The organism is Pseudomonas sp. zfem004 (genome assembly GCF_032621715.1).
In the GTDB taxonomy this organism is placed as follows: Bacteria; Pseudomonadota; Gammaproteobacteria; order Pseudomonadales; family Pseudomonadaceae; genus Aquipseudomonas; species Aquipseudomonas sichuanensis.
Genome location: NZ_JAVYJF010000031.1, coordinates 1 through 22,079, shown reverse-complemented (window position 1 = coordinate 22,079; position 22,079 = coordinate 1). Strand labels below are relative to the sequence as shown.

The following is a 22,079-nucleotide window of genomic DNA, read 5'->3' as shown; positions in this document are numbered from 1 at the left end:
GCCATGAGTCGTGAAGCTTTGCAGGAATCGCTGTCCGCGGTAATGGATAACGAAGCGGACGAACTGGAACTGCGTCGTGTGCTCAATGCCGTCGACGATTCCGAAACCCGTGCCACCTGGTCGCGCTATCAGGTCGCTCGCGCAGCGATGCACAAGGAACTGCTGTTGCCCAAGCTGGATATCGCCTCGGCGGTTTCCGCAGCATTGGCCGACGAGGCGGTGCCTGCCAAGGTCAAGCAAGGCCCGTGGCGCAGCATCGGCCGCCTGGCCGTGGCTGCCTCGGTGACCGTTGCCGTGCTGGCTGGTGTACGTTTCTACAACCAGGACGAGATCACCGGTGCCGAGCTTGCGTCCCAGCAGCCTGCCCAGCAGGGGCTGAGCATGCCACAGGCACAAGGCCCCGCCGTTTTGGCAGGCTATAGTGAAAGCAGCGAACAACCGACCGGGCCGATGGCCAACGGTGTGCTGCAGAACCAGGCTGGCTGGGATCAGCGTCTGCCAGGTTATCTGCGCCAGCATGCCCAGGAATCCGCGCTCAAAGGCACCGAGACCGCTCTGCCTTACGCACGCGCTGCCAGCCTGGAAAACCGCTAGTAAGGAGGATCATGCGCGCGCTACCTCTCCTGTCGCTGCTGCTTGGCAGCAGCCTGACGGTGCAGGCCTACGCGGCCAACTCCACGCCCGAGGCGAGTGAGTGGCTGAACAAGCTGGCACAGGCTGAACAAAGGCAGAGTTACCAGGGGTCGTTCGTCTACGAGCGCAATGGCAGCTTCTCCACGCACGATATCTGGCATCGCGTCCAGGACGGCAAGGTCAGCGAGCGTTTACTCCAGCTCGATGGCGCTGCCCAGGAAATCGTGCGTGTCGATGGCAAGGTGCAATGCGTCAGTGGCGCCTTGGTCAGCGGTGTGAGCGCACCGCCCGACGCCGCCCCGCGCATGCTCGACCCTTTGAAACTGATGAGCTGGTACGACCTGAGCGTGGCAGGCAAGTCACGCGTCGCAGGGCGCGACGCGGTGATTGTGACCCTGACCCCGCGTGATCAGCACCGCTACGCCTTCGAACTTCACCTGGACCGCCAGACCGGCTTGCCGCTGCGCTCGTTGATGCTCAACGAAAAGGGGCAACTGCTCGAACGCTTCCAGATGACCCGCCTGGACACCGATGACCTGCCGAGTGACACCGACCTCACTGCCAGTGCGGCCTGCAAGCCGGTCGAGCGGGTGGTCGCCAGTACTTCACAGGCCGTTGCCGGCTGGCGCTCGGACTGGCTGCCACCAGGCTTCGAGCTGATCAACAGCAGTGTGCGCCATGACCCGGACCGCAAAAGTACAATCAGCAGCCTGATGTATGACGATGGCCTGACGCGCTTCTCGGTGTTCCTTGAACCGATCAGCGATAACTCAGGCACCGATACCCGCACTCAGCTCGGCCCGACCGTCGCGGTCTCGCGCCATCTCACCACACCCAAGGGCAAAGTGATGGTCACCGTGGTCGGTGAAATTCCACTGGGTACCGCCGAGCGTGTGGCGTTGTCGATGCGGGCCCAGGATGCTCAGGCGCGTCAGTAACGGCGCTTTATGAAAGCTTCTGTTACACAGTGCTGACAGGAAATTAACCCATTGTCATTTGCAATCCAGCCATAAATTTTCTATAGGTCAGGCTCTTCTGGGAGTCTGGCCTTTCTGCGTCTGCAGGGCCTAACTGCTAACTACGCTCGTTGTAACGGGAGCCGTATGTCAATACCACGCTTGAAACCCTACCTATCGATGTTCGCCGCTGTGCTCATGCTCGGCCAGGTGCTCACCGCCCAAGCCCAGGAAGCCCTGCCCGATTTCACGACCCTGGTCGAGCAGGCTTCGCCGGCGGTGGTCAACATCAGTACCAAGCAGAAACTGCCGGACCGCCGCATCGCCGCCGGGCAGATGCCCGACCTCGAAGGCCTGCCGCCGATGTTCCGCGAGTTCTTCGAGCGCAACATGCCACAGCAGCCGCGCTCGCCCCGGGGTGATCGCCAGCGCGAGGCGCAGTCGCTGGGCTCGGGCTTCATCATTTCCAGTGATGGCTATGTGCTGACCAACAACCACGTGGTCGCCGACGCCGACGAAATCATCGTCCGCCTCTCCGACCGCAGCGAGCTGCAGGCCAAGCTGGTCGGCACCGACCCGCGCACCGACGTGGCCCTGCTCAAGGTCGAGGGCAAGAACCTGCCGACCGTCAAGCTGGGCGATTCGGAAAAGCTCAAGGTGGGTGAGTGGGTACTGGCCATCGGTTCGCCGTTCGGCTTCGACCATTCGGTGACCAAGGGCATCGTCAGCGCCAAGGGCCGCACTCTGCCCAACGACACCTATGTGCCGTTCATCCAGACCGACGTGGCCATCAACCCGGGCAACTCCGGCGGCCCGCTGTTCAACATGAATGGCGAGGTGGTCGGTATCAACTCGCAGATATTCACCCGCTCCGGTGGCTTCATGGGCCTGTCGTTCGCCATTCCGATCGACGTGGCGATCGACGTTTCCAACCAGCTGAAGAAAGACGGCAAGGTCAGCCGTGGCTGGCTGGGCGTGGTGATCCAGGAGGTCAACAAGGACCTGGCTGAATCCTTCGGCCTCGACAAGCCGGCCGGCGCCCTGGTAGCCCAGGTGCTGGAAGACGGCCCGGCGGCCAAGGGCGGCCTGCAGGTGGGCGACGTGATCCTGAGCATGAATGGCCAGCCGATCGTCATGTCGGCCGACCTGCCGCACCTGGTCGGCAGCCTCAAGGATGGCGCCAAGGCCAAGCTTGAGATCATCCGCAATGGCAAGCGCCAGAACCTCGATGTCACCGTCGGCGCCCTGCCGGATGAAGAAGCTGACATCGGCACCGGTGCCCAGGGCAGCGTCGAGCGCAGCAGCAACCGTCTGGGTGTATCCGTGACCGATCTGACCGCCGAGCAGAAGAAATCCCTGGAGCTCAAGGGCGGCGTGGTCATCAAGGAAGTCCAGGACGGCCCGGCAGCGCTGATTGGCCTGCGTCCGGGCGATGTCATCAGCCACCTGAACAACCAGGCTATCGGCTCGGCCAAGGAATTCACCGAAATTGCCAAGGACCTGCCGAAGAACCGTTCGGTGTCGATGCGCGTGCTGCGCCAGGGGCGCGCAAGCTTCATCACCTTCAAGCTGGCTGAATAAGCTGATTGCAAGGTAGGAAAGGGCAGCTTCGGCTGCCCTTTTACGTAGCAGTCAATATCACAAAGCTTTACGTGGGAGCGGGCTTGCCCCGCGATGAGGCCTGATCAGGTAGTACTTGTGCCTGATCGGGCCTCATCGCGGGGCAAGCCCGCTCCCACAAGGGATGTAGACAGGCCGATAGAGGAATCTCCCATATCCCTGCGGCTTGAGGTACAATTCCCGGCTATTTTTCGGCGGGCGTCCGGCTCGCAGCCTTTTCGAGTGTTGACCCGTGAGTGATTTGAGTCATATCCGCAATTTCTCCATCATCGCCCACATCGACCATGGCAAGTCGACGCTGGCCGACCGTTTCATCCAGATGTGCGGTGGCCTGACGGCGCGCGAAATGGAGGCCCAGGTCCTCGATTCCATGGACCTGGAGCGCGAGCGCGGGATCACCATCAAGGCCCACAGCGTCACCCTGCACTACAAGGCGCAGGACGGCAAAACCTACCAGCTGAACTTCATCGACACCCCCGGCCACGTTGACTTCACCTATGAAGTTTCGCGTTCGCTGGCCGCGTGCGAGGGTGCACTGCTGGTGGTCGACGCCGGCCAGGGCGTCGAGGCCCAGTCCGTGGCCAACTGCTACACCGCCATCGAGCAGGGCCTGGAAGTCATGCCGGTGCTGAACAAGATGGACCTGCCCCAGGCCGACCCGGACCGCGTCAAGGACGAGATCGAGAAGATCATCGGCATCGACGCCACCGACGCCGTGGCGTGCAGCGCCAAGAGCGGCATGGGCGTGGACGAGGTGCTCGAGCGCCTGGTGCAGACCATCCCCGCGCCGCAGGGCGAGATCGACGCGCCGCTGCAGGCGTTGATCATCGACTCCTGGTTCGACAACTACCTGGGCGTGGTCTCGCTGGTGCGCGTGCGCCAGGGCCGCGTCAAGAAAGGCGACAAGATCCTGGTCAAGTCCACCGGCAAGGTGCACCTGGTCGACAGCGTCGGCGTGTTCACGCCCAAGCACACCCAGACCGCCGACCTCAAAGCCGGTGAAGTGGGCTTCATCATCGCCAGCATCAAGGACATCCATGGTGCGCCAGTCGGCGACACCCTGACCCTGTCCTCGACCCCCGAGGTCGAAGTGCTCGCAGGCTTCAAGAAGATCCAGCCGCAGGTGTACGCCGGCCTGTTCCCGGTCAGCTCCGACGACTTCGAGGACTTCCGTGACGCGCTGCAGAAGCTCACCCTGAACGACTCGTCGCTGCAATACATGCCGGAAAGCTCCGACGCCCTGGGCTTCGGCTTCCGTTGCGGCTTCCTCGGCATGCTGCACATGGAGATCATCCAGGAGCGCCTGGAGCGCGAATACGACCTGGACCTGATCACCACCGCGCCAAGCGTGATCTACGAGCTGGAGCTCAAGACCGGCGAAACCATCGTCGTCGACAACCCTTCGAAGCTGCCGGACGTGTCGTCGGTCGCCGATTTCCGCGAGCCGATCGTCACCGCCACCATCCTGGTACCGCAAGAGCACCTGGGCAACGTCATCACCCTGTGCATCGAGAAGCGTGGCGTGCAGCGCGACATGCAGTTCCTCGGCAGCCAGGTGCAGGTGCGCTACGACCTGCCGATGAACGAAGTGGTGCTGGACTTCTTCGACCGCCTCAAGTCCACCAGCCGCGGCTACGCCTCGCTGGACTATCATTTCGACCGCTACCAGTCGGCCAACCTGGTCAAGCTGGACGTGCTGATCAACGGTGACAAGGTCGATGCCCTGGCATTGATCGTGCACCGTGACAACGCCGCCTACAAAGGCCGTGCGTTGACCGAGAAGATGAAGGAGCTGATCCCTCGGCAGATGTTCGACGTGGCGATCCAGGCAGCCATTGGCGGCCAGATCATTGCGCGGACAACCGTCAAGGCGCTCAGAAAGAACGTACTGGCCAAGTGCTACGGTGGCGACGTGAGCCGTAAGAAGAAGCTGCTGGAGAAGCAGAAGGCCGGTAAGAAACGCATGAAACAGGTCGGTAACGTGGAAATTCCACAGGAAGCCTTCCTCGCCGTGCTCAGGTTGGATAGCTAGGTCCTATGTCGCTAAATTTCCCGCTGTTGCTCGTCATCGCCGTTGCCGTCTGCGGCCTGTTGGGTCTGATCGACCTGCTGTTCCTGGCTCCGCGCCGGCGCGCGGCGATCGCCACCTACCAGGGCAGCGTCAGCCAGCCAGAAATGGCCGTGGTCGAACGCCTGAACAAGGAGCCGTTGCTGGTCGAGTACGGCAAGTCGTTCTTCCCGGTGCTGTTCATCGTGCTGGTGCTGCGCTCGTTCCTGGTTGAGCCGTTCCAGATCCCGTCGGGTTCGATGAAACCGACCCTGGAAGTGGGCGATTTCATCCTGGTGAACAAGTTCTCCTACGGCATCCGCCTGCCGGTGATCGACAAGAAGGTCATCGAGGTCGGTGACCCGCAGCGCGGCGATGTGATGGTGTTCCGCTACCCCAGCGACCCGAACGTCAACTACATCAAGCGGGTGATCGGCCTGCCGGGCGACCAGATCCGCTACACCAACGACAAGCGCCTGTTCGTCAATGGCCAGGCGGTCGCCGAGCAACTGGTCGGCAGCGAGCCGGGCACCTTGGGCAGCGCCGAGCTGTACAAGGAAAAGCTCGGTGAGGTCGAGCACCTGATCCGCAAGGAAATGACCCGCTACCGCATGCCGCCGGACCAGCAATGGACCGTGCCGGCCGGGCATTACTTCATGATGGGTGACAACCGCGACAACTCCAACGACAGCCGCTACTGGGATGATCCGAACATCCCCAAAGAGCTGCACGGCATGGTCCCTGACCGGAACATCGTCGGCAAGGCGTTCGCCGTATGGATGAGCTGGCCTGAGCCGAAACTCAGCCACCTGCCCAACCTGTCGCGGGTCGGCCTGATCCACTAAGTATCGACGGCGCTGTCTGCGGACAGCGCCGATTGCTTTTCTGACATAGGCTGTGTTCTCAGGGAGTGAGAGGTTTCGCCATTTTGATGTCGGACCACAGCCAAACCGTCTTTCAGGATGTTGATTTGAACAACGCGTTGAACATTGTACGGGTGGCCCCATGAGTGCTTCCCTTGCCCGCCTGGAGCGTAAGCTCGGCTACACCTTCAAGGATCAGGACCAGATGCTGCTGGCCCTGACCCATCGCAGTTATGCCGGGCGCAACAACGAGCGCCTGGAATTCCTTGGCGATGCCATTCTCAACTTCGTGGTCGGCGAAGCGCTGTTCGAGCGCTTCCCGCAGGCCCGGGAAGGCCAGCTGTCGCGCCTGCGCGCGCGCCTGGTCAAGGGCGAAACCCTGGCCCGCCTGGCCCGTGGCTTCGACCTTGGCGAGTACCTGCGCCTGGGCTCCGGCGAGCTCAAGAGCGGCGGTTTCCGTCGTGAGTCGATCCTTGCGGACGCTCTCGAAGCGCTGATCGGCGCCATCTACCAGGACGCCGACATGCAGACTGCGCGCGAGCGCATCCTGGCCTGGCTGACCGACGAGTTCGAAGGCCTGACCCTGGTCGACACCAACAAAGACCCCAAGACCCGCCTGCAGGAGTTCCTGCAGTCGCGTGCCTGCGAGCTGCCGCGTTACGAAGTGGTGGATATCCAGGGCGAACCGCACTGCCGGACCTTCCTCGTCGAATGCGAAGTGGTCCTGCTGAACAAGAAAAGCCGTGGCCAGGGCGTAAGCCGGCGTATTGCCGAACAGGTCGCCGCCGCCGCCGCATTGATCGCCCTGGGCGTGGAGAATGGCAATGACTGAGAACACTTCGACCCGCTGCGGCTATGTCGCCATCGTCGGCCGCCCCAACGTCGGCAAGTCGACGCTGCTCAACCACATCCTCGGCCAGAAGCTGGCGATCACCTCGCGCAAGCCGCAGACCACCCGCCACAACATGCTCGGCATCAAGACCGAGGGTGACGTGCAGGCGATCTACGTCGATACCCCCGGCATGCACAAGGCGAACGACAAGGCGCTCAACCGCTACATGAACCGCAACGCCTCGGCGGCCTTGAAGGATGTCGACGTGGTGATCTTCGTGGTCGACCGCACCCGCTGGACCGATGAGGACCAACTGGTGCTCGAGCGCGTTCAGTACGTGACCGGCCCGGTGATCCTGGCGGTCAACAAGACCGACCGCATGGACGAGAAGGGCGACCTGATCCCGCACCTGCAGTGGCTGCAAGAGCAACTGCCGAATGCCGAGATCGTGCCGATCTCGGCCCAGCAGGGTCACAACCTCGAGTCGCTGGAAGGGCTGATCGCCAAGCACCTGCCAGAGAACGAGCACTTCTTCCCGGAAGACCAGATCACCGACCGCAGCAGCCGCTTCCTGGCTGCCGAGCTGGTGCGCGAGAAGATCATGCGCCAGCTGGGTGCGGAGCTGCCGTACCAGATCACCGTGGAAATCGAGGAATTCAAGCAGCAGGGCCATGTGCTGCACATCCATGCGCTGATCCTGGTCGAGCGTGACGGCCAGAAGAAGATCATCATCGGCGACAAGGGCGAGCGCATCAAACGCATTGGCTCCGACGCGCGCAAGGACATGGAAACGCTGTTCGACGCCAAGGTGATGCTCAACCTCTGGGTCAAGGTCAAAGGCGGCTGGTCCGACGACGAGCGCGCCCTGCGTTCGCTGGGTTACGGCGACCTGTAACCGTCAGGCGCGTCCCGTATCTCTTGTGGGAGCGGGCTTGCCCCGCGATGGCGATCGCGGGCCCGCTCCCACAAGTCGTTTATGACATCGAGAAACCGCTGATGGACCAACCCACCCCCCAGCCGGCCTACGTCCTGCACAGCCGCCCCTACAAGGAAACCAGCGCCCTGGTGGATTTCCTCACCCCCCAGGGGCGGGTGCGCGCGGTATTGCGCCGTGCGCGGGGCAAGGGCGGCAGCCAGGTACGGCCGTTCGTGCCACTGGAAGTGGAACTGCGCGGGCGTGGAGAGCTGAAGACCGTATGGCGCCTGGACAGCAACGGCATCGCGGCCTGGCTGCATGGTGACGCGCTGTTCAGCGGCCTCTACCTCAACGAACTGCTGATGCGCCTGTTGCCCGCCGAGGCACCGCAGCCAGCGCTGTTCGAGCATTACACCCTGACCCTGCAAGCCCTGGCCGCCGGTCGACCACTGGAGCCGCTGCTGCGCTCGTTCGAATGGCGCTTGCTGGACGAACTGGGTTACGCCTTCTCGCTGGAACACGACGTGAATGACGACCCGATCGCCGCCGAGGGCCTTTATCGCCTGCAGGTGGATGCCGGCCTGCAGCGGGTCGAGCTGTTCCAGCCCGGCTTGTTCAAGGGTACCGAGTTGCAGGCCCTGGCCCAGGCCGACTGGGACGCCCCCGGCGCCTTGCTCGCCGCCAAGCGCCTCATGCGCCAGGCCCTGGCGGTGCACCTGGGGCCCAAGCCACTGGTCAGCCGGGAACTGTTTCGCAAGCGCTGATCAGCACGTATGCTGTGGCCCTCAACTTTCAGGAGTGCCCCTTCGTGACTCACAGCAACCGCATGCTTCTCGGCGTCAACATCGACCACGTGGCGACCCTGCGCCAGGCCCGGGGCACCCGCTATCCAGACCCGGTCAAGGCCGCGCTGGACGCCGAGGAAGCGGGCGCCGACGGCATCACCGTGCACCTGCGCGAAGACCGCCGGCACATCCAGGAGCGCGATGTGCTGGTGCTCAAGGACGTGCTGCAGACCCGCATGAACTTCGAGATGGGCGTCACCGAAGAGATGATGCTGTTCGCCGAGAAGATCCGCCCGGCGCATATCTGCCTGGTCCCGGAAACCCGCCAGGAGCTGACCACCGAAGGTGGCCTGGACGTGGCCGGCCAGGAGGCGCGGATCAAGGCCGCGGTCGAGCGCCTGTCGCGCACCGGCGCCGAAGTGTCGCTGTTCATCGATGCCGACGAGCGCCAGATCGAGGCCTCGCGTCGGGTGGGCGCACCGGCCATCGAACTGCACACCGGCCGTTACGCGGATGCCGAAACCCCGACCGAGGTGGCCGAAGAGCTCAAGCGCATCGTCGATGGCGTGGCCTTCGGTATTGGCCAGGGGTTGATCGTCAACGCGGGTCACGGGCTGCATTACCACAACGTCGAAGCCGTCGCCGCGATCAAGGGCATCAACGAGCTGAACATCGGCCATGCGCTGGTGGCCCATGCGCTGTTCGTCGGCTTCAAGGCCGCCGTGGCCGAGATGAAAGCGCTGATCGTCGCCGCTTCGCGCTAAGTCTTGGCAAACCATCGCGGGGCAAGCCCGCTCCCACGTAACGGCGTGGGAGCGGGCTTGCCCCGCGATGGTTTACTCTGCCTTGAATACAAGGGTAAAGCGGGTCGGCCCCTCGGCCTTGCTACGCACCTCAACCCGCCCCCCATGCAACTGCATGATCGACTTCACGATCGCCAACCCCAGCCCGGTCCCTCCCTCAAGACGTGACCGCCCGCTGCCAGCCCGGTAGAAACGCTCGAACAGGTGCGGCAGATGCGCCTCACCAATGCCAGCCCCCTGGTTTTCCACCCAGACCCCGACTTGATCGCCCAGCCGCTCGATCCCCACGCTAACCCTTTGCCCCTCCGGGCTATGCCGTAGCGCATTGCTCAGCAAGTTCGACAACGCCCGCTGGAACATCAGCTTGTCCGCCAGGGCCGTCCCCCAGCCTTGCAGTTCCAGGCTGATGCCCTTGAGCTCGGCACTGAAGGCAAACAGCTCACTCACCCGGGCCACCTCGTCGGCCAGTGCCACCGGCAGCAGCGCAACCTGGCTCTGCGGCTGGCTGACCTGGGCGAGGAACAGCATGTCGTTGATGATGCGGTTGAGCCGGGTCAGCTCCTCGATACTGTCCTCCAGGGCTTCACGGTACTTGTCGCCATCGCGCTCGCGGGCCAGGGTCACCTGGGCCTTGCCCATCAGGTTGCCGATCGGCGTGCGCAATTCGTGGGCCAGGTCGTCGGAGAACTGCGATAACTGGCGCACGCCCTGGTCGAGGCGGTCGAGCATGACGTTGATCGCCCGGGCCAGGTCGGCCAGCTCGGTCGGCAGGCCGTCCACCGGCAGGCGATGGTCCAGGTCCTGAGCCGACACTTGCCCGGCGATGCGGCGAAAGTGGCGCAGCGGGCGCAGATCGCGCTGCACCAGTTTCCAGGCCGCGATGCCGATCAGCAGCAGCAACAGCGGCAAGGCGAGCAGGGTCGAGTGCAGGTAGGCCTGCAGCAGGGCGTTGTCATCGCTGCGGTTGAGCGACATCAGCACATTCACCGGGGTGTCGTCGCGCAGCAACATCAGGCGGCTGGCGGTGAGCACTTCGTTGCCTTGATCGTCGCGCCATTCGTGGAACACCAGCCGCGGGCTCGCGGCCATTTCCAGCAGGTGCCGCGATTGCAGGGCCGGGCCAAGGCTGAGCAGGGCCGGGTGACGGCCGCTGGTGGCCATGACGCTGAGGCTCAGGTTGTCATGACCCATCACCAGGTCGAGCAGTGGGTGGGCGCGGGTGCCTAAATCGTCGCTGCGCAGGTCCACCCGCAGGTTGTGCTCGACCTGCAGCATCTTGCGCGCCAGGTCCTTGCGCGCACGGCTGTCCAGTTCGTGGTCGAGGGCGAACACCGCCAGGGTGGCCAGCAGCAGCACCAGGGCTGCGCCCATCAGGGTGACGGTAAGGCCGAGGCGCAGTGACAGGGTTGCGCGCTTCACGCCCGCGCCTCGAGCACATAACCGACGCCACGCAGGGTGTGGATCAGCTTGTCTTCGAAGGGGTCGTCGATCTTCGCCCGCAGGCGGCGGATCGACACCTCGACCACGTTGGTGTCGCAATCGAAGTTCATGTCCCACACCAGCGAAATGATCTGCGTGCGCGACAGCACTTCGCCGCTCTGGCGCATCAGCAGGTGCAGCAGGGCGAACTCCTTGGCGGTCAGGTCGATGCGCTGGCCGCCGCGGAAGGCGCGGTGGCGGCCGGGGTCGAGTTCAAGGTCGGCGACTTTCAAGGTGCTCGGTTGCAGGCGCTGGTCGTTGCGCCGCAGCAGGCTGCGGATGCGCGCCAGCAGCTCGGGAAATTCGAAGGGTTTGAGCAGGTAGTCGTCGGCGCCCAGGTCCAGGCCCTTGACCCGATCGGCCAGGCGGCCATGGGCGGTGAGCATCATGATTCGCGTGGACGACTCGGCGCGCAGGCGCTGCAGCACGCTCCAGCCATCGAGCTCGGGCAGGTTGACGTCGAGGATCACCAGGTCGTAGGGCTGCTGGCGGGCCAGGTGCAAGCCGTCGGTGCCGGTATGGGCGCAGTCGACCACGTAGCCGTTTTCGCGCAGGCCTTGCTGCAGGTAGTCGGCGGTACGGGGTTCGTCCTCGATGATCAGTAGGCGCATGGTGAGCTCGGGTTGCGGAAAGGGGGCGATTCTCGACCCTGTAGTGACATCAGGGTCAAGCGGTGAGGATGTTACTGGATGCGAATGGGCAATCGGCGGGGATAACGGATTTGTAATACGCGGGTCATTTGGTTGACAGGGCCGGCCTCATCGCCGGCAAGCCGGCTCCCACCCCGTGGACTGCCCCCAAAAAGTTGGACAGATTAGCTGGCGGCCTGGGCCCTGTACTCGACAGGGCTCAGGCCGTTCAGTTTCTGCTTTATGCGGTCATGGTTGTAGTAGCGGATGTACTCGTCCAGACCCGCTTTCAGTTCTTCCATTGCCTTTGCGCGACATGCTCTGTTTGACCCCGCGTTGCTTGAGCTTCTCCCGGTACTGAGCCTGCTGATAATGCCATCCTTGATCAGAGTGGATTACCAACTTTGGCTCGTCGCCCAAGCGATCCAATGCCTTGTCCAGCATGCCACCAACCAGGTCATAGCAAGGTCGGCTGGCCGTCTCGTAAGCCACGATCTCGCCGTTGTACAAGTCCATCACCGGCGACAGGTAGAACTTCTGCTGAGCCACTTTGAACTCGGTGACATCTGTCACCCATTTTTGGTTGGGSCGCTGAGCGATGAAGTTACGCTCCAGCAGGTTCATGGCAATCTTGCCGAATGCCCCCCGGTAGGACCGGTATTTCTTGCGACGCACAACCGATTGCAGCCCCAGACCGGCCATCAGTCGCTCCACTACTTTTTTGTTGACCAGTGTTCCCTGGCGCCTGATTGAAAGCGCAACACGCCGGTAGCCATAAAGCCCCTTTTCTTCATGGTAAACACGCTGTACCAGCTCTTTGAGCTCGGCATCCTTGTCCGGCTTCTGCTGACTTTTCACCTGGTAGTAGAAGGTGCTGCGAGCCAGCCCGACCAAGGTCAGGAGGCAAGCTAAAGGGAATCTGCTTTTGAGCTTGGAAACGATCAGGGCTTTTTCGTCTGCCTTCGTTCCCTGGCCTCTTCCAGAGCCTTGAGCTCCTTTAGGACAGCATTCTCCATGCGCAGATACTCGAGCTCGGACAGCAACTGCTCACGAGTTTTGCTCTCGTCATTGGTGTCGGTGGGTTTTACAGGCTTGATCTTTTTCGGCACGAGGGTCGGCTTTCTTGGTTTTTCAGTGACGGGGTAGCCACTGTAGTACTGCTGCTCCCAAATGCCTAATCGCGAAGACTGCCCTAGTCCGAAATGCGCTGCAGTTTGGCGCATTGAGAGCCGATGCTCGTGCATGTGACGCACAACTTGTCGCTTGAAATCATCACTGTACCGGCGCCCCACAGGCTTGGGGCCAACTCCGGAGTCAGCTTGATGACTGGCGACCCAGCGCCCGATACCAAAATGCTGCGCTACCTTCCTGAAGCCATTGTTGCCTTCTAGGTAGGCGCTGATGGCTATGAGCTTGAAGCGCTCGGTGTACTTGCCCATAAATCCCCCAAGGGTTGGATTGGTGTCCAACTTCTTGGGGGCAGTCCACCGACCGCATCAGCCCAAGCCATGCGAAAACCATGTGGGAGCTGGCTTGCCAGCGATGGGGCCAGTCTTGCAACACTGTAATCTGCGCCTCACCTTGGCGTTAGCTGCCCCTTGCGATGATGGCCCTGTCGATACGGTTATCACGAGGCAAGCACGATGAACCTGAGCAAATACCTGCTGCTGGCGATCCTCGCCCTGGGCAGCACCAGCGTTTTCGCCGAGGGTGGCGCGGAGCGTTCGAAGCAGTTCTGGCAGGCGTTCCGCGAGGACCAGGCGCGCCTGTACGGCGACAAGCAAGAAGCCGTGGCTGAGCGCGAGCGCAAAGCCGAAGAAAAGGCTCGTGAGCTGGCCAAGGATTGACTAATCACCACCTGCGCCGCGACAGCTCCTCGGCGCAGGTGTATTCAGGCGCCCCTTCAGGGTAATGCCAGTCAGTCAAGCCAATTGGGGTCGCTGCGCGACCCTTCGCGGGTGAACCCGCTCCCACAGGGCATCGAGATCCTGTGGGAGCGGGTTTACCCGCGAAGGGCTGCAAAGCAGCCCCAATCAGTGCGATGTAGCACCAACTGACTGGCATTACCCTTCAGGGCGCCTTTTTTATTTGCGCGCCAGCAGCGTGGCGCGGCGCGGGGCCGGCAGGCCTTCGACGGTCTTGCCGTGGTCGTTCGGGTCGAGGAAGTCGCCCAGCGACTGGTAGCGCATCCACTCGGTGCTGCGCTGCTCCTCGACGCTGGTGACGCTCACATCGACGCAGCGCACATCGCTGAACCCGGCGCGGCGCAGCCAGCGCTCCAGCGCCGGCACCGACGGCAGGAACCACACGTTGCGCATCTGCGCATAACGGTCCTCGGGCACCAGCACCTGGTTTTCATCGCCCTCGATCACCAGGGTTTCCAGCACCAGTTCGCCACCTTTCACCAGGCAGTCCTTGAGCGCCAGCAGGTGCTCGATGGGCGAACGGCGGTGGTAGAACACGCCCATGGAGAACACCGTGTCGAAACCTTCCAGGTTGGCCGGCAGTTCCTCCAGGGCGAACGGCAGGTGCCAGGCCGGCAAGTCCGGCAGGTACTGCTGTACCGCCTGGAACTGGCAGAAGAACAGCCAGTTGGGGTCGACACCGATGACCATGTCGGCGCCGGCGCCGAGCATGCGCCACTGGTAGTAGCCGTTGCCGCAACCCACGTCGAGCACGCGCTTGCCTTTGAGGTCCAGGTGCGGGCCGACCCGCGACCATTTCCAGTCCGAGCGCCATTCGGTGTCCACATGCACGCCGAACAGGTCGAACGGCCCCTTGCGCCAAGGCGACAGTCCCATCAAGGCCTGACGCATCTGGGCACGGGTGGCGTCGTCGCAGTCGCAGTCCAGGCGCAGGCCGTCGACCAGGTCGATTTCGCTGGGCGTCAGTTGCGGCAGCGCTTCGAGCGCGCCGCGCCAGCGGTCGAGGTCGCCGTGGCCCTTTTCCAGCTTGCTTTCCAGTTGTGCCTGCAGGCCTTGGGACCAGGTGGCGAGGGGCGTGCCCGCCAGGCGGCGGACGAGGGGGGACAGATCGATCATGGCAGGGCTATCAGCGAGGCAAAGTTAAGGCATTGGAACCAGGGCACGACCTTGGAGAAACCGGCGGCGCGCAGGCGCTCGGCATGGGTTTCCAACGTATCGGGCTTCATCACGTTCTCGATGGCGCTGCGCTTCTGAGCAATTTCCAGTTCGCTGTAGCCATTGGCCCGCTTGAAGTCCAGGTGCAGGTCGTTGAGCAGTTGCTGTTGCTGGTCATCGGCGAAACGCAGTTTCTCCGAGAGGATCAGCGCACCGCCCGGCAGCAGGGCCTGGCGAATGCGGCCGAGCAACTCCAGGCGCTGTTCGGGGGCGATGAACTGCAGGGTGAAGTTCATCGCCACCACCGAGGCGGGCTCGAACGGCAACGACAGGATGTCGGCCTCCAGCACCTGTACCGGCAGCAGCTCCTGGAACATCGAGTCCTGGGCCGTGAGGTACTGGCGGCAGCGCTCGACCATGGCCGCGGAGTTGTCCACGGCAATTACCCGGCAACCCTCGGTGCGCACGTGCCGGCGCAGAGCCTGGGTCACTGCGCCCAGCGAGGCGCCGAGGTCGTACAGCGCGGTATTCGGCTGGGCGAAGCGCGCGGCCAGCACGCCGAGGTTCTCGACGATGGTCGGGTAACCGGGCACCGAGCGCTTGATCATGTCCGGGAACACTTGCACCACGTCCTCGTTGAAAACGAAGTCGGGTACCTGCTCCAGGGGCTGGGCGAAAAGGCGGTCGGGTTGTTTGCTCACGAAGGGTCCGGGCGGCTGGCAATCTACAGGGGCGGCATTCTAGCCAAACCACGGCAAGCTTGCATGACTGGCTGACCGGCGCCGCTGGCTCACTTGACCCGAATGGCGCAATCGAAGGTCTGCACCGGGCGCACTTCCGGGGCCCAGGGCTGCTGGTAGACCAGGATCAGGTGGCCCTCGCCTGCGGCCTTGGCCTGGAAGCGCCAGGTGGAGATCCCGCCGCTGCCGACGATACCGGCTTCTTCGGGGCTGCTGTACACCTCGGGGCCGAGGGCGCGCAGGATCTCCGGGGCCGGGTTCTGCAACAGCCAGCGGTAACCGGTGCTGGGGTTGCTGGGCAGGCTGAGGGTCATGTTCTGGCCGACCTGCAGACGTGTCGGACATTCGCTTTCGGCGTCCAGTTCGACGGTGCGTTGCGGCTGTTGCGCGCAGGCGCCTAACAGCGCCAGGCCAAGTAGAAAGAGTGCGCGGTGGTAGGGCATGGTGGCTCCGGGTCGAGGGAAAAACCAGCCGGGCAGGAATGGCTGCCCGCTGCTATCGGGAATACGGGTTACCTAGTGTTGCTCCTCCCGAGCCTGTCCAGGCTCGAATCAAGGGAGCAGGACCATGAATGCAAATAAGGCTGATTATGATCAGCTGCAACAGGATGCTGCAATCGTACCGGGCGAGCTGGTCAAGGCCATGGCCGAGCGTGACGGTGAGGGAGAAGGCGGCTTGACCCTCAGCCGCGAGCACATCATTACCATCAATCGCTACGTCAACTTCGTCTTTGCCTTGCCCGCCACCAGCGACAATCTGCAGCGTTGGCTGGGCTACACCGATATCGATGAACCAGAGCTCAAGCCGGCTGCATGGAGCACGCTGTTCGCCGACCTGCGTAGCCACGCGCGCAGCTGGGCTCCGCTCTCGGACAACAGCAAGCGCCTCGCCAGCCAGCTGGCAGCGACCGCCGGCGCGATCAGGATCGCAGGCGAGGTGATCATCGAACTGACCGCCGAGGTCCTCAAACTGGACAGGGAAAGCCAATGGCAGGAGCTTGCCTTGCGTGACCCGCTGCCGTTGGGTGCCAGCGACCGGGACTCGGTGTCGACGCTGCTCGAGTACATGCAGTTTCTCAACAAGGATGTACGCGACTACGCCGTTCGGGTCGCGGCTGTGAAGGAGCAAACCGAGTCATTTCGCGATATCGCTCGCTTCAAGTTGATTCCCGCAGTCAAGACCAAGGGCCAGTCCGTCGAGCGCAAGCAGAACGATGGTGAGGTCGAGCGCCTGCGTGGCCTGCTGGCACAGCTGGACGCTGATATCGAGGCGTTGAGCAAGGAATACGACCAGTACGTCAAGATGGCCTTGAGCGGGCTGGCCGCTGGCCCGATTGGTGCGTTGATCACCGGTGGCATCTATGGCAGCAAGGCCGAAAAAGTGCGCAAGGAACGCCAGACGCGTCAGGCTGAGCGGCGCTCTTTCAGTGAGCAGTTGACCCTGCGAGTCAACCTGGAAGGACGCATGGAAACCTTGTCCACCGCCATCAGCGAACTCGATACCCGGCTGCAGGATGTGGTGACTTCCGCCTCCCACCTGCAAACAGCGTGGGGCATCGTTGGCGCTTACATCGACACTTCCATCTCGCGTCTCGAGCGAATCGACGATACCCAACGGCTGGCGATTTTCGGGCTGCATTTCAAGCAGTTCTTCAAACAGTGGGCCGCCATCGAGAAAACCAGCCTGCACTTAACCCGCATTTTCGACGAAGCCGCCTCGGCCCAATGAAAGGTGAACGAGCATGAATGACAATGTCACTTACCTGCAGCCGGCCGACGCGCCGCAGATGGAACACATCCTTGCTGCCAATCGCGCGTATACCGCTGCCTGGCAGCAGGGCGCACTGAAATTCGCGCCTCTGCTTCAAGAGGGCCTTGAGCGGCACATGAAGCTGTTCGACAGTTGCCGCCGGCAATTGGCTGGCAATGCCCAACGCCTGGTTGCCGAACTGGCCAGCGATCCTCTGGGCGATATCCTGGATGCCTTTGGCGACGACGATGGTGCCGAACTGGTCGGCCTCGCCGGAGAAGCCCGCGACGCTGTCGCGTCACTGCTGGGCCGTTTGCTGGCTCACCTGGCAAGCGAGTGCCAGGCACTCGCGGCCCTGCCGGTGCTGAATGGTCAGGGCGACAAGCAGCGCCTGCTCAAGCAGCAACAAGCAGCCTCGGGCACCGAGCGGCAGCTGACTGAAGAGCATGAGCGTGAGGCCGTCAAGGTCGAGAGCGTGCTCAAGGCCATTGCCACCCTGGAAGCCAATGGCCTGCAAACGCGTTTTGGCGGTGTAGTGCCGTCGCTCGCCGACTTGCAGAAACTGGCGGTCCCGGGCGGTGAGGCACTGGTCACAGCCGAGGTTCTGACCCAGGCGGTGGAACAGCTCAAAGTGCTGTTGGGCGACCTGATCGAAGGCATGCGCTACGAACAGCTGCAGCGTGAGCGCCGCGCGCTGCAGGAGCGCCTCAAGGGCCTGGCTGACCAGCTGCGCGAGCTGGCCCGGGGGCAGGCCGAGTTGCAGAGCAACCTGGCAGCGCTGGACGACTTGCCGCGCCTGCTTGTGCTACGTGCGCAGTGGGAAAGCGAGACCAATGCCCTGCGCCATTCCTTGCAGGCCCGGCAGGCGCAGATCACCAACCATGCATTGACCACTGCCAGCGATGTCGCCTCTGTGGCGCAGGCGTTCGCGGCCTTGCTCGGCTTCCTGCGTAGTCTGCTTGAACAGGACCGTCGGGCGTTCTGAAGCCCCGGGCGCCGTCAACCGGGGAATTGGCGGACGGTGCCCACTCCCTGAAGTATGTAAATGAACCCACGACAATTGAGTTTCGACGTACAACAAACCAAGGCGATCGTGCTGCCGGGTGCGCTGATCGAGGCGATGGACGAACGTGATGGTCACAGCCAAGCGGGCATGCTGGTCACCCGACCGGCCCTGCAGGTATTTGATGCCTACTGCGCGAGTGTTCAGCAGCTGCCTTCTGAGATCGCACAAGCCATGGAGTGGCAGGGGTACGAACGGATCAGCGAGCCTGAACTGGCGCCTCAGAGCATGCTGATGTTGTTCCAGCAGTTGCGGGCACATGGCGACAGCTGGATGGACTTGCGCGTGCAATGTCAGCGGGTCACCGCCGAGTTGCAAAGGCACGCGGCCAGCATTGAAGTGGAAGGAAACAAAGTGGTGGCATTGGCCGCTCGCACGCGCGCCCTCGGCGCAAACAAGGAAAGCTGGGAAAGCCTGCAGCAAGCGCCGCCCGTCGCGCTCGACAGCCATGACCGACAGTTGATTGCCGCGATGGGTGGCGAACTTGTGCAATTGCACGCGCTTGTGGATGACTACGACCAGCAGGTCGACACCTTGCGTATTGGCCTGCAGGTCTTTCGTGATACCGCCCGTGAGCGGCTGATACCTTCCATCCTGGAAAAGTGCCGTGCGGCGAAGCGCTTTTCCGGCTCGCCAGAGGCCTTCGACCTGGATTGGGAGCTGGAGATGCTCAATGAAGACATCAGGGCCGTACAGCGCGAGTACCAGTTTTACTTGAAGCAGTCTTGGCTCGGTTGGGCAGATGGCCCGTTCGACTTCCTCGTCAGCCGTTCGATCTATGGCCGCAAGGCCGCGGCCGCGCTCGCCGAGATCAGGTCGCTGGAGCACCGTCACCGGCAGCTCAGCCTGCGTCTGGCGCAACACCGCCGGGTCGAGGGCCGGGTCAACCTGCTCGAAGGCGAAATGCAGCTACTGGTTACCGAACTGTGGGACGTGGTGGTCACCAGCGGTCATCTGCACACCGCCTGGCAGACCATCGAGGCCTATCTAGAGAGTGCCATGCAACGCCTGCAGCGCATGGACACTCGCCAGCAACTGGCGATGTTCATGTTCTACTTCAGGCAGTTCCTCGGCCAGTGGGCGGCTATCGGCGAGCATGCCACGGGCATGAGCAAGGTGTTCGGGTAGGGCGGGCGCCGTCAGCCCGCCTACGCCGTTTCCTCAGCTGAAAAGTACCTTTGCCACATCCGCATAGCGCTTGGCGAAATGAACGGTCAGGCCCTCTTTCAAATACTCCGGCAACTCCGCGAAATCACCGCGATTGGCCTCGGGCAGGATCAGCTCGAAGATTTTCTGCCGTCGCGCGGCAATCACCTTCTCGCGCACGCCGCCAATCGGCAGCACCTGCCCGGTCAGGGTCAACTCGCCGGTCATGGCCACGCCTTTCTTCGGCGCCTGGTCACGGGCCAGCGACAACAGCGCGCTGGCCATGGTCACGCCGGCGCTGGGGCCATCCTTGGGGGTGGCGCCTTCGGGCACGTGCAGGTGAATGAAGGCCTCGGCGAAGTAGCCGGGCGTGCCACCGAACTGCTTCAGGTTGGAGCTGACATAGCTGTAGGCGATTTCCGCCGACTCCTTCATCACATCCCCCAACTGGCCGGTGAGCTTGAGGCCGCGGCTGAGGGTGTGGATGCGCGTGGCCTCGATCGGTAGGGTGGCGCCACCCATGCTGGTCCAGGCCAGGCCGGTGATCACGCCCTTGCCGGCCAGCACCTGTTCGCTTCGGAACACCGGCATGCCGAGGGCCGGTTCAAGCTCCTTGTTGCCGATCTTCAGTTTGGCGTCCGGATTGTCCAGCAGCTTGACCACTGCCTTGCGCACCAGCTTGCCCAGTTGTTTCTCCAGCTGGCGCACGCCGGCCTCGCGGGCATAACCCTCGATCACCGTACGCAGGGCGCTGTCGCTGATGCTCAGGCTGCGCTTCGAGACACCGGCCTTTTCCAGCTGCTTGGGCCACAGGTGGCGCTTGGCGATGGCCAGTTTTTCTTCGGTGATATAGCCGGACAGGCGGATCACTTCCATGCGGTCGAGCAACGGCCCGGGGATCGAGTCCAGGGTGTTGGCGGTGCAGACGAACAGCACTTTGGACAGGTCCAGGCGCAGATCCAGGTAATGGTCGAGGAAATCGACGTTCTGCTCGGGGTCGAGGGTTTCCAGCAGCGCCGAGGCGGGGTCGCCCTGGTAGCTCTGGCCCATCTTGTCGATCTCATCGAGCATGATCACCGGGTTCATCACCTCGACCTCCTTCAGCGCCTGCACCAGCTTGCCCGGCTGGGCGCCGATGTAGGTACGGCGATGGCCCTTGATCTCGGCCTCGTCACGCATGCCGCCGACGCTGAAGCGGTAGAACGGCCGGCCGAGGGATTCGGCGATGGACTTGCCGATACTGGTCTTGCCCACCCCGGGCGGGCCCACCAGCAGCACGATCGAGCCACTGATCTCGCCTTTCCAGGCGCCCACGGCGAGGAATTCGAGGATGCGCTCCTTGATGTCGTCGAGCCCTGCGTGGTGGCGGTCCAGCACTTTGCGAGCGTGCGCAAGGTCGAGCTTGTCGTCGCCATACACGCCCCAGGGCAGGGCGGTGGCCCAGTCCAGGTAGTTGCGGGTGACGGCGTATTCCGGCGAGCCGGTTTCGAGGATGGCCAGCTTGCCCATCTCTTCGTCGATGCGTTTTTTCGCCTGCTCGGGTAGGGTCTTGTCTTGCAGGCGTTGCTGGAACTGCTCGACATCGGCGCTGCGGTCGTCCTTGGTCAGGCCCAGCTCCTGCTGGATGACCTTGAGCTGTTCCTTGAGGAAGAACTCGCGTTGGTGCTCGCCGATCTGCCGGTTCACCTCGGCGGAAATCTCGTTCTGCAGGTGCGCGACTTCGACTTCCTTGCGCAGCATCGGCAGCACTTTTTCCATGCGTTTGAGCATGGGCACGCAGTCCAGCACTTCCTGCAGCTGGCTGCCGGTGGCGGAGGTGAGCGCGGCGGCGAAATCGGTGAGCGGCGACGGGTCGTTGGGGCTGAAGCGGTTGAGGTAGTTCTTCAGCTCTTCGCTGTACAGCGGGTTGAGCGGCAGCAGCTCCTTGATCGCGTTGATCAGCGCCATGCCGTAGGCCTTCACCTCATCGGTGGGCTGCGCCGGCTGGTGCGGGTATTCGACTTCGACCAGGTAGGGCGGGCGGTGGTGCTTGAGCCAGGTGCGGATGCGCACCCGGGTCAGGCCCTGGGCGACGAACTGCAGCTTGCCGCCTTCGCGGCTGGCGTGGTGCACCTTCACCAGGGTGCCGTACTCAGGCAGGGCCTTGGTGTCGAAGTGGCGGTGGTCTTCGGCCGGGGTATCCATGAAGAACAGCGCCAGCGAGTGGTGCGGGGTCTTGGCCACCAGGTCGAGGGTTTCGGCCCAGGGCTCTTCATTGACGATCACCGGCAGCACTTGCGCGGGGAAGAACGGGCGATTGTGGATCGGGATCACGTAGACCTTGTCCGGCAGTTGCTGGCCGGGCAGGGCGAGATGGTGGCCGGCGCCGGTCGCGTGGTCGGGGTGTTCGACTTCGCTGTGTTCGTCGGGGCGGTCCGGGAAATCCTGCTGGTCGCTCATGGGGCACCTGCGTGAATGGCTATGGTGCTTAGATGGGGCAGTGGGGGGCAGGTTTCAATGGTAGACGAAGGGGTAGGCTCAGGGCCTGTTTTGGCCCTTTCGCGGGTAAACCCGCTCCCACAGGTACTTCACTGCCTCCAGGGCGGCGCAATACCTGGACTGCCCCCAAGAAGTTGGACACCAATCCAACCCTTGGGGGATTTATGGGCAAGTACACCGAGCGCTTCAAGCTCATAGCCATCAGCGCCTACCTAGAAGGCAACAATGGCTTCAGGAAGGTAGCGCAGCATTTTGGTATC

At 63.0% G+C, this 22,079-nt stretch carries 19 protein-coding genes and 1 pseudogene; 13 read left to right on the top strand and 7 right to left on the bottom strand.

Features of this window, described 5'->3' with window-relative positions; all coding sequences use genetic code 11:
- Positions 1 to 3: 3 nt before the first annotated feature.
- The 9 genes from RTH46_RS24155 to pdxJ all read left to right on the top strand — a co-directional run bounded on the left by RTH46_RS24155 (position 4) and on the right by pdxJ (position 9,416).
- A complete protein-coding gene (locus RTH46_RS24155) occupies positions 4 to 594 on the top strand; it encodes a sigma-E factor negative regulatory protein (protein ID WP_110993791.1) in 591 nt (196 codons plus the stop codon).
- An 11-nt stretch (positions 595 to 605) separates the two neighbouring features.
- On the top strand, positions 606 to 1,571 hold the full coding sequence (locus RTH46_RS24150; protein ID WP_153788758.1) for a MucB/RseB C-terminal domain-containing protein: 966 nt from the start codon (positions 606 to 608) through the stop codon (positions 1,569 to 1,571).
- A 198-nt stretch (positions 1,572 to 1,769) separates the two neighbouring features.
- A complete protein-coding gene (locus RTH46_RS24145) occupies positions 1,770 to 3,170 on the top strand; it encodes a DegQ family serine endoprotease (protein WP_371923754.1) in 1,401 nt (466 codons plus the stop codon).
- Between the two features lie 271 nt (positions 3,171 to 3,441).
- Positions 3,442 to 5,241 (top strand): translation elongation factor 4, encoded by a 1,800-nt coding sequence (lepA, locus tag RTH46_RS24140; RefSeq protein ID WP_125462814.1) that lies wholly within the window; start codon positions 3,442 to 3,444, stop codon positions 5,239 to 5,241.
- A gap of 5 nt (positions 5,242 to 5,246) precedes the next feature.
- A complete protein-coding gene (gene lepB / locus RTH46_RS24135; RefSeq protein WP_153788757.1) occupies positions 5,247 to 6,101 on the top strand; it encodes a signal peptidase I in 855 nt (284 codons plus the stop codon).
- Positions 6,102 to 6,261: 160 nt separating this feature from the next.
- Positions 6,262 to 6,951 (top strand): ribonuclease III, encoded by a 690-nt coding sequence (rnc, locus tag RTH46_RS24130; protein WP_110993796.1) that lies wholly within the window; start codon positions 6,262 to 6,264, stop codon positions 6,949 to 6,951.
- Positions 6,944 to 7,846 carry a GTPase Era gene (gene era / locus RTH46_RS24125; protein ID WP_153788756.1) on the top strand — a complete coding sequence of 301 codons (903 nt, stop codon included), beginning with the start codon at positions 6,944 to 6,946 and terminating at the stop codon, positions 7,844 to 7,846. The genes rnc and era overlap by 8 nt, the downstream gene beginning before the upstream one ends.
- Positions 7,847 to 7,947: 101 nt before the next feature.
- Positions 7,948 to 8,631, top strand: a complete 684-nt coding sequence (gene recO, locus RTH46_RS24120) for a DNA repair protein RecO (RefSeq protein WP_153788755.1) — start codon at positions 7,948 to 7,950, stop codon at positions 8,629 to 8,631.
- Positions 8,632 to 8,693: 62 nt separating this feature from the next.
- Positions 8,694 to 9,416, top strand: coding sequence for a pyridoxine 5'-phosphate synthase (gene pdxJ, locus RTH46_RS24115; protein WP_374045877.1), 723 nt, complete (start codon positions 8,694 to 8,696; stop codon positions 9,414 to 9,416).
- A gap of 72 nt (positions 9,417 to 9,488) precedes the next feature.
- Here pdxJ and RTH46_RS24110 read toward each other — a convergent pair whose 3' ends face one another.
- The 3 genes and pseudogenes from RTH46_RS24110 to RTH46_RS24100 form a co-directional block, all read right to left on the bottom strand.
- On the bottom strand, positions 9,489 to 10,874 hold the full coding sequence (locus RTH46_RS24110) for a heavy metal sensor histidine kinase (protein WP_153788753.1): 1,386 nt from the start codon (positions 10,872 to 10,874) through the stop codon (positions 9,489 to 9,491).
- Positions 10,871 to 11,545 (bottom strand): heavy metal response regulator transcription factor, encoded by a 675-nt coding sequence (locus RTH46_RS24105; protein WP_110995102.1) that lies wholly within the window; start codon positions 11,543 to 11,545, stop codon positions 10,871 to 10,873. Before RTH46_RS24105 ends, RTH46_RS24110 begins: the two co-directional genes overlap by 4 nt.
- Before the next feature lie 203 nt (positions 11,546 to 11,748).
- Positions 11,749 to 13,002 (bottom strand): annotated as a pseudogene (locus RTH46_RS24100) (IS3 family transposase).
- 204 nt (positions 13,003 to 13,206) lie between these two features.
- Between RTH46_RS24100 and RTH46_RS24095 the strand changes: the two are divergent.
- Positions 13,207 to 13,410, top strand: coding sequence for a hypothetical protein (locus tag RTH46_RS24095; RefSeq protein WP_125462819.1), 204 nt, complete (start codon positions 13,207 to 13,209; stop codon positions 13,408 to 13,410).
- 237 nt (positions 13,411 to 13,647) lie between these two features.
- On the opposite strand, the gene cmoB is transcribed toward RTH46_RS24095, so the two are convergent.
- The 3 genes from cmoB to RTH46_RS24080 all read right to left on the bottom strand — a co-directional run bounded on the left by cmoB (position 13,648) and on the right by RTH46_RS24080 (position 15,826).
- On the bottom strand, positions 13,648 to 14,604 hold the full coding sequence (gene cmoB / locus RTH46_RS24090) for a tRNA 5-methoxyuridine(34)/uridine 5-oxyacetic acid(34) synthase CmoB (RefSeq protein WP_153788752.1): 957 nt from the start codon (positions 14,602 to 14,604) through the stop codon (positions 13,648 to 13,650).
- The gene (cmoA, locus tag RTH46_RS24085) at positions 14,601 to 15,344 is read right to left on the bottom strand and encodes a carboxy-S-adenosyl-L-methionine synthase CmoA (protein WP_125462821.1); all 744 of its coding nucleotides are present in this window, start codon (positions 15,342 to 15,344) and stop codon (positions 14,601 to 14,603) included. Before cmoA ends, cmoB begins: the two co-directional genes overlap by 4 nt.
- A gap of 89 nt (positions 15,345 to 15,433) precedes the next feature.
- The gene (locus RTH46_RS24080) at positions 15,434 to 15,826 is read right to left on the bottom strand and encodes a protease inhibitor I42 family protein (RefSeq protein ID WP_153788751.1); all 393 of its coding nucleotides are present in this window, start codon (positions 15,824 to 15,826) and stop codon (positions 15,434 to 15,436) included.
- 124 nt (positions 15,827 to 15,950) lie between these two features.
- Between RTH46_RS24080 and RTH46_RS24075 the strand changes: the two genes are divergently transcribed.
- From RTH46_RS24075 to RTH46_RS24065, 3 genes are all read left to right on the top strand, one after another.
- Positions 15,951 to 17,111, top strand: a complete 1,161-nt coding sequence (locus tag RTH46_RS24075; protein ID WP_316906815.1) for an alpha-xenorhabdolysin family binary toxin subunit A — start codon at positions 15,951 to 15,953, stop codon at positions 17,109 to 17,111.
- Between the two features lie 13 nt (positions 17,112 to 17,124).
- Entirely contained in the window at positions 17,125 to 18,117 is a 993-nt protein-coding gene (locus RTH46_RS24070; protein ID WP_316906814.1) for an alpha-xenorhabdolysin family binary toxin subunit B, read from the top strand.
- A gap of 108 nt (positions 18,118 to 18,225) precedes the next feature.
- Entirely contained in the window at positions 18,226 to 19,323 is a 1,098-nt protein-coding gene (locus tag RTH46_RS24065) for an alpha-xenorhabdolysin family binary toxin subunit A (RefSeq protein WP_316906813.1), read from the top strand.
- 33 nt (positions 19,324 to 19,356) lie between these two features.
- Here RTH46_RS24065 and lon read toward each other — a convergent pair whose 3' ends face one another.
- Positions 19,357 to 21,780: an endopeptidase La gene (lon, locus tag RTH46_RS24060; RefSeq protein WP_316906812.1), complete on the bottom strand. Its 2,424-nt coding sequence runs from the start codon at positions 21,778 to 21,780 to the stop codon at positions 19,357 to 19,359.
- Between the last annotated feature and the right edge of the window lie 299 nt (positions 21,781 to 22,079).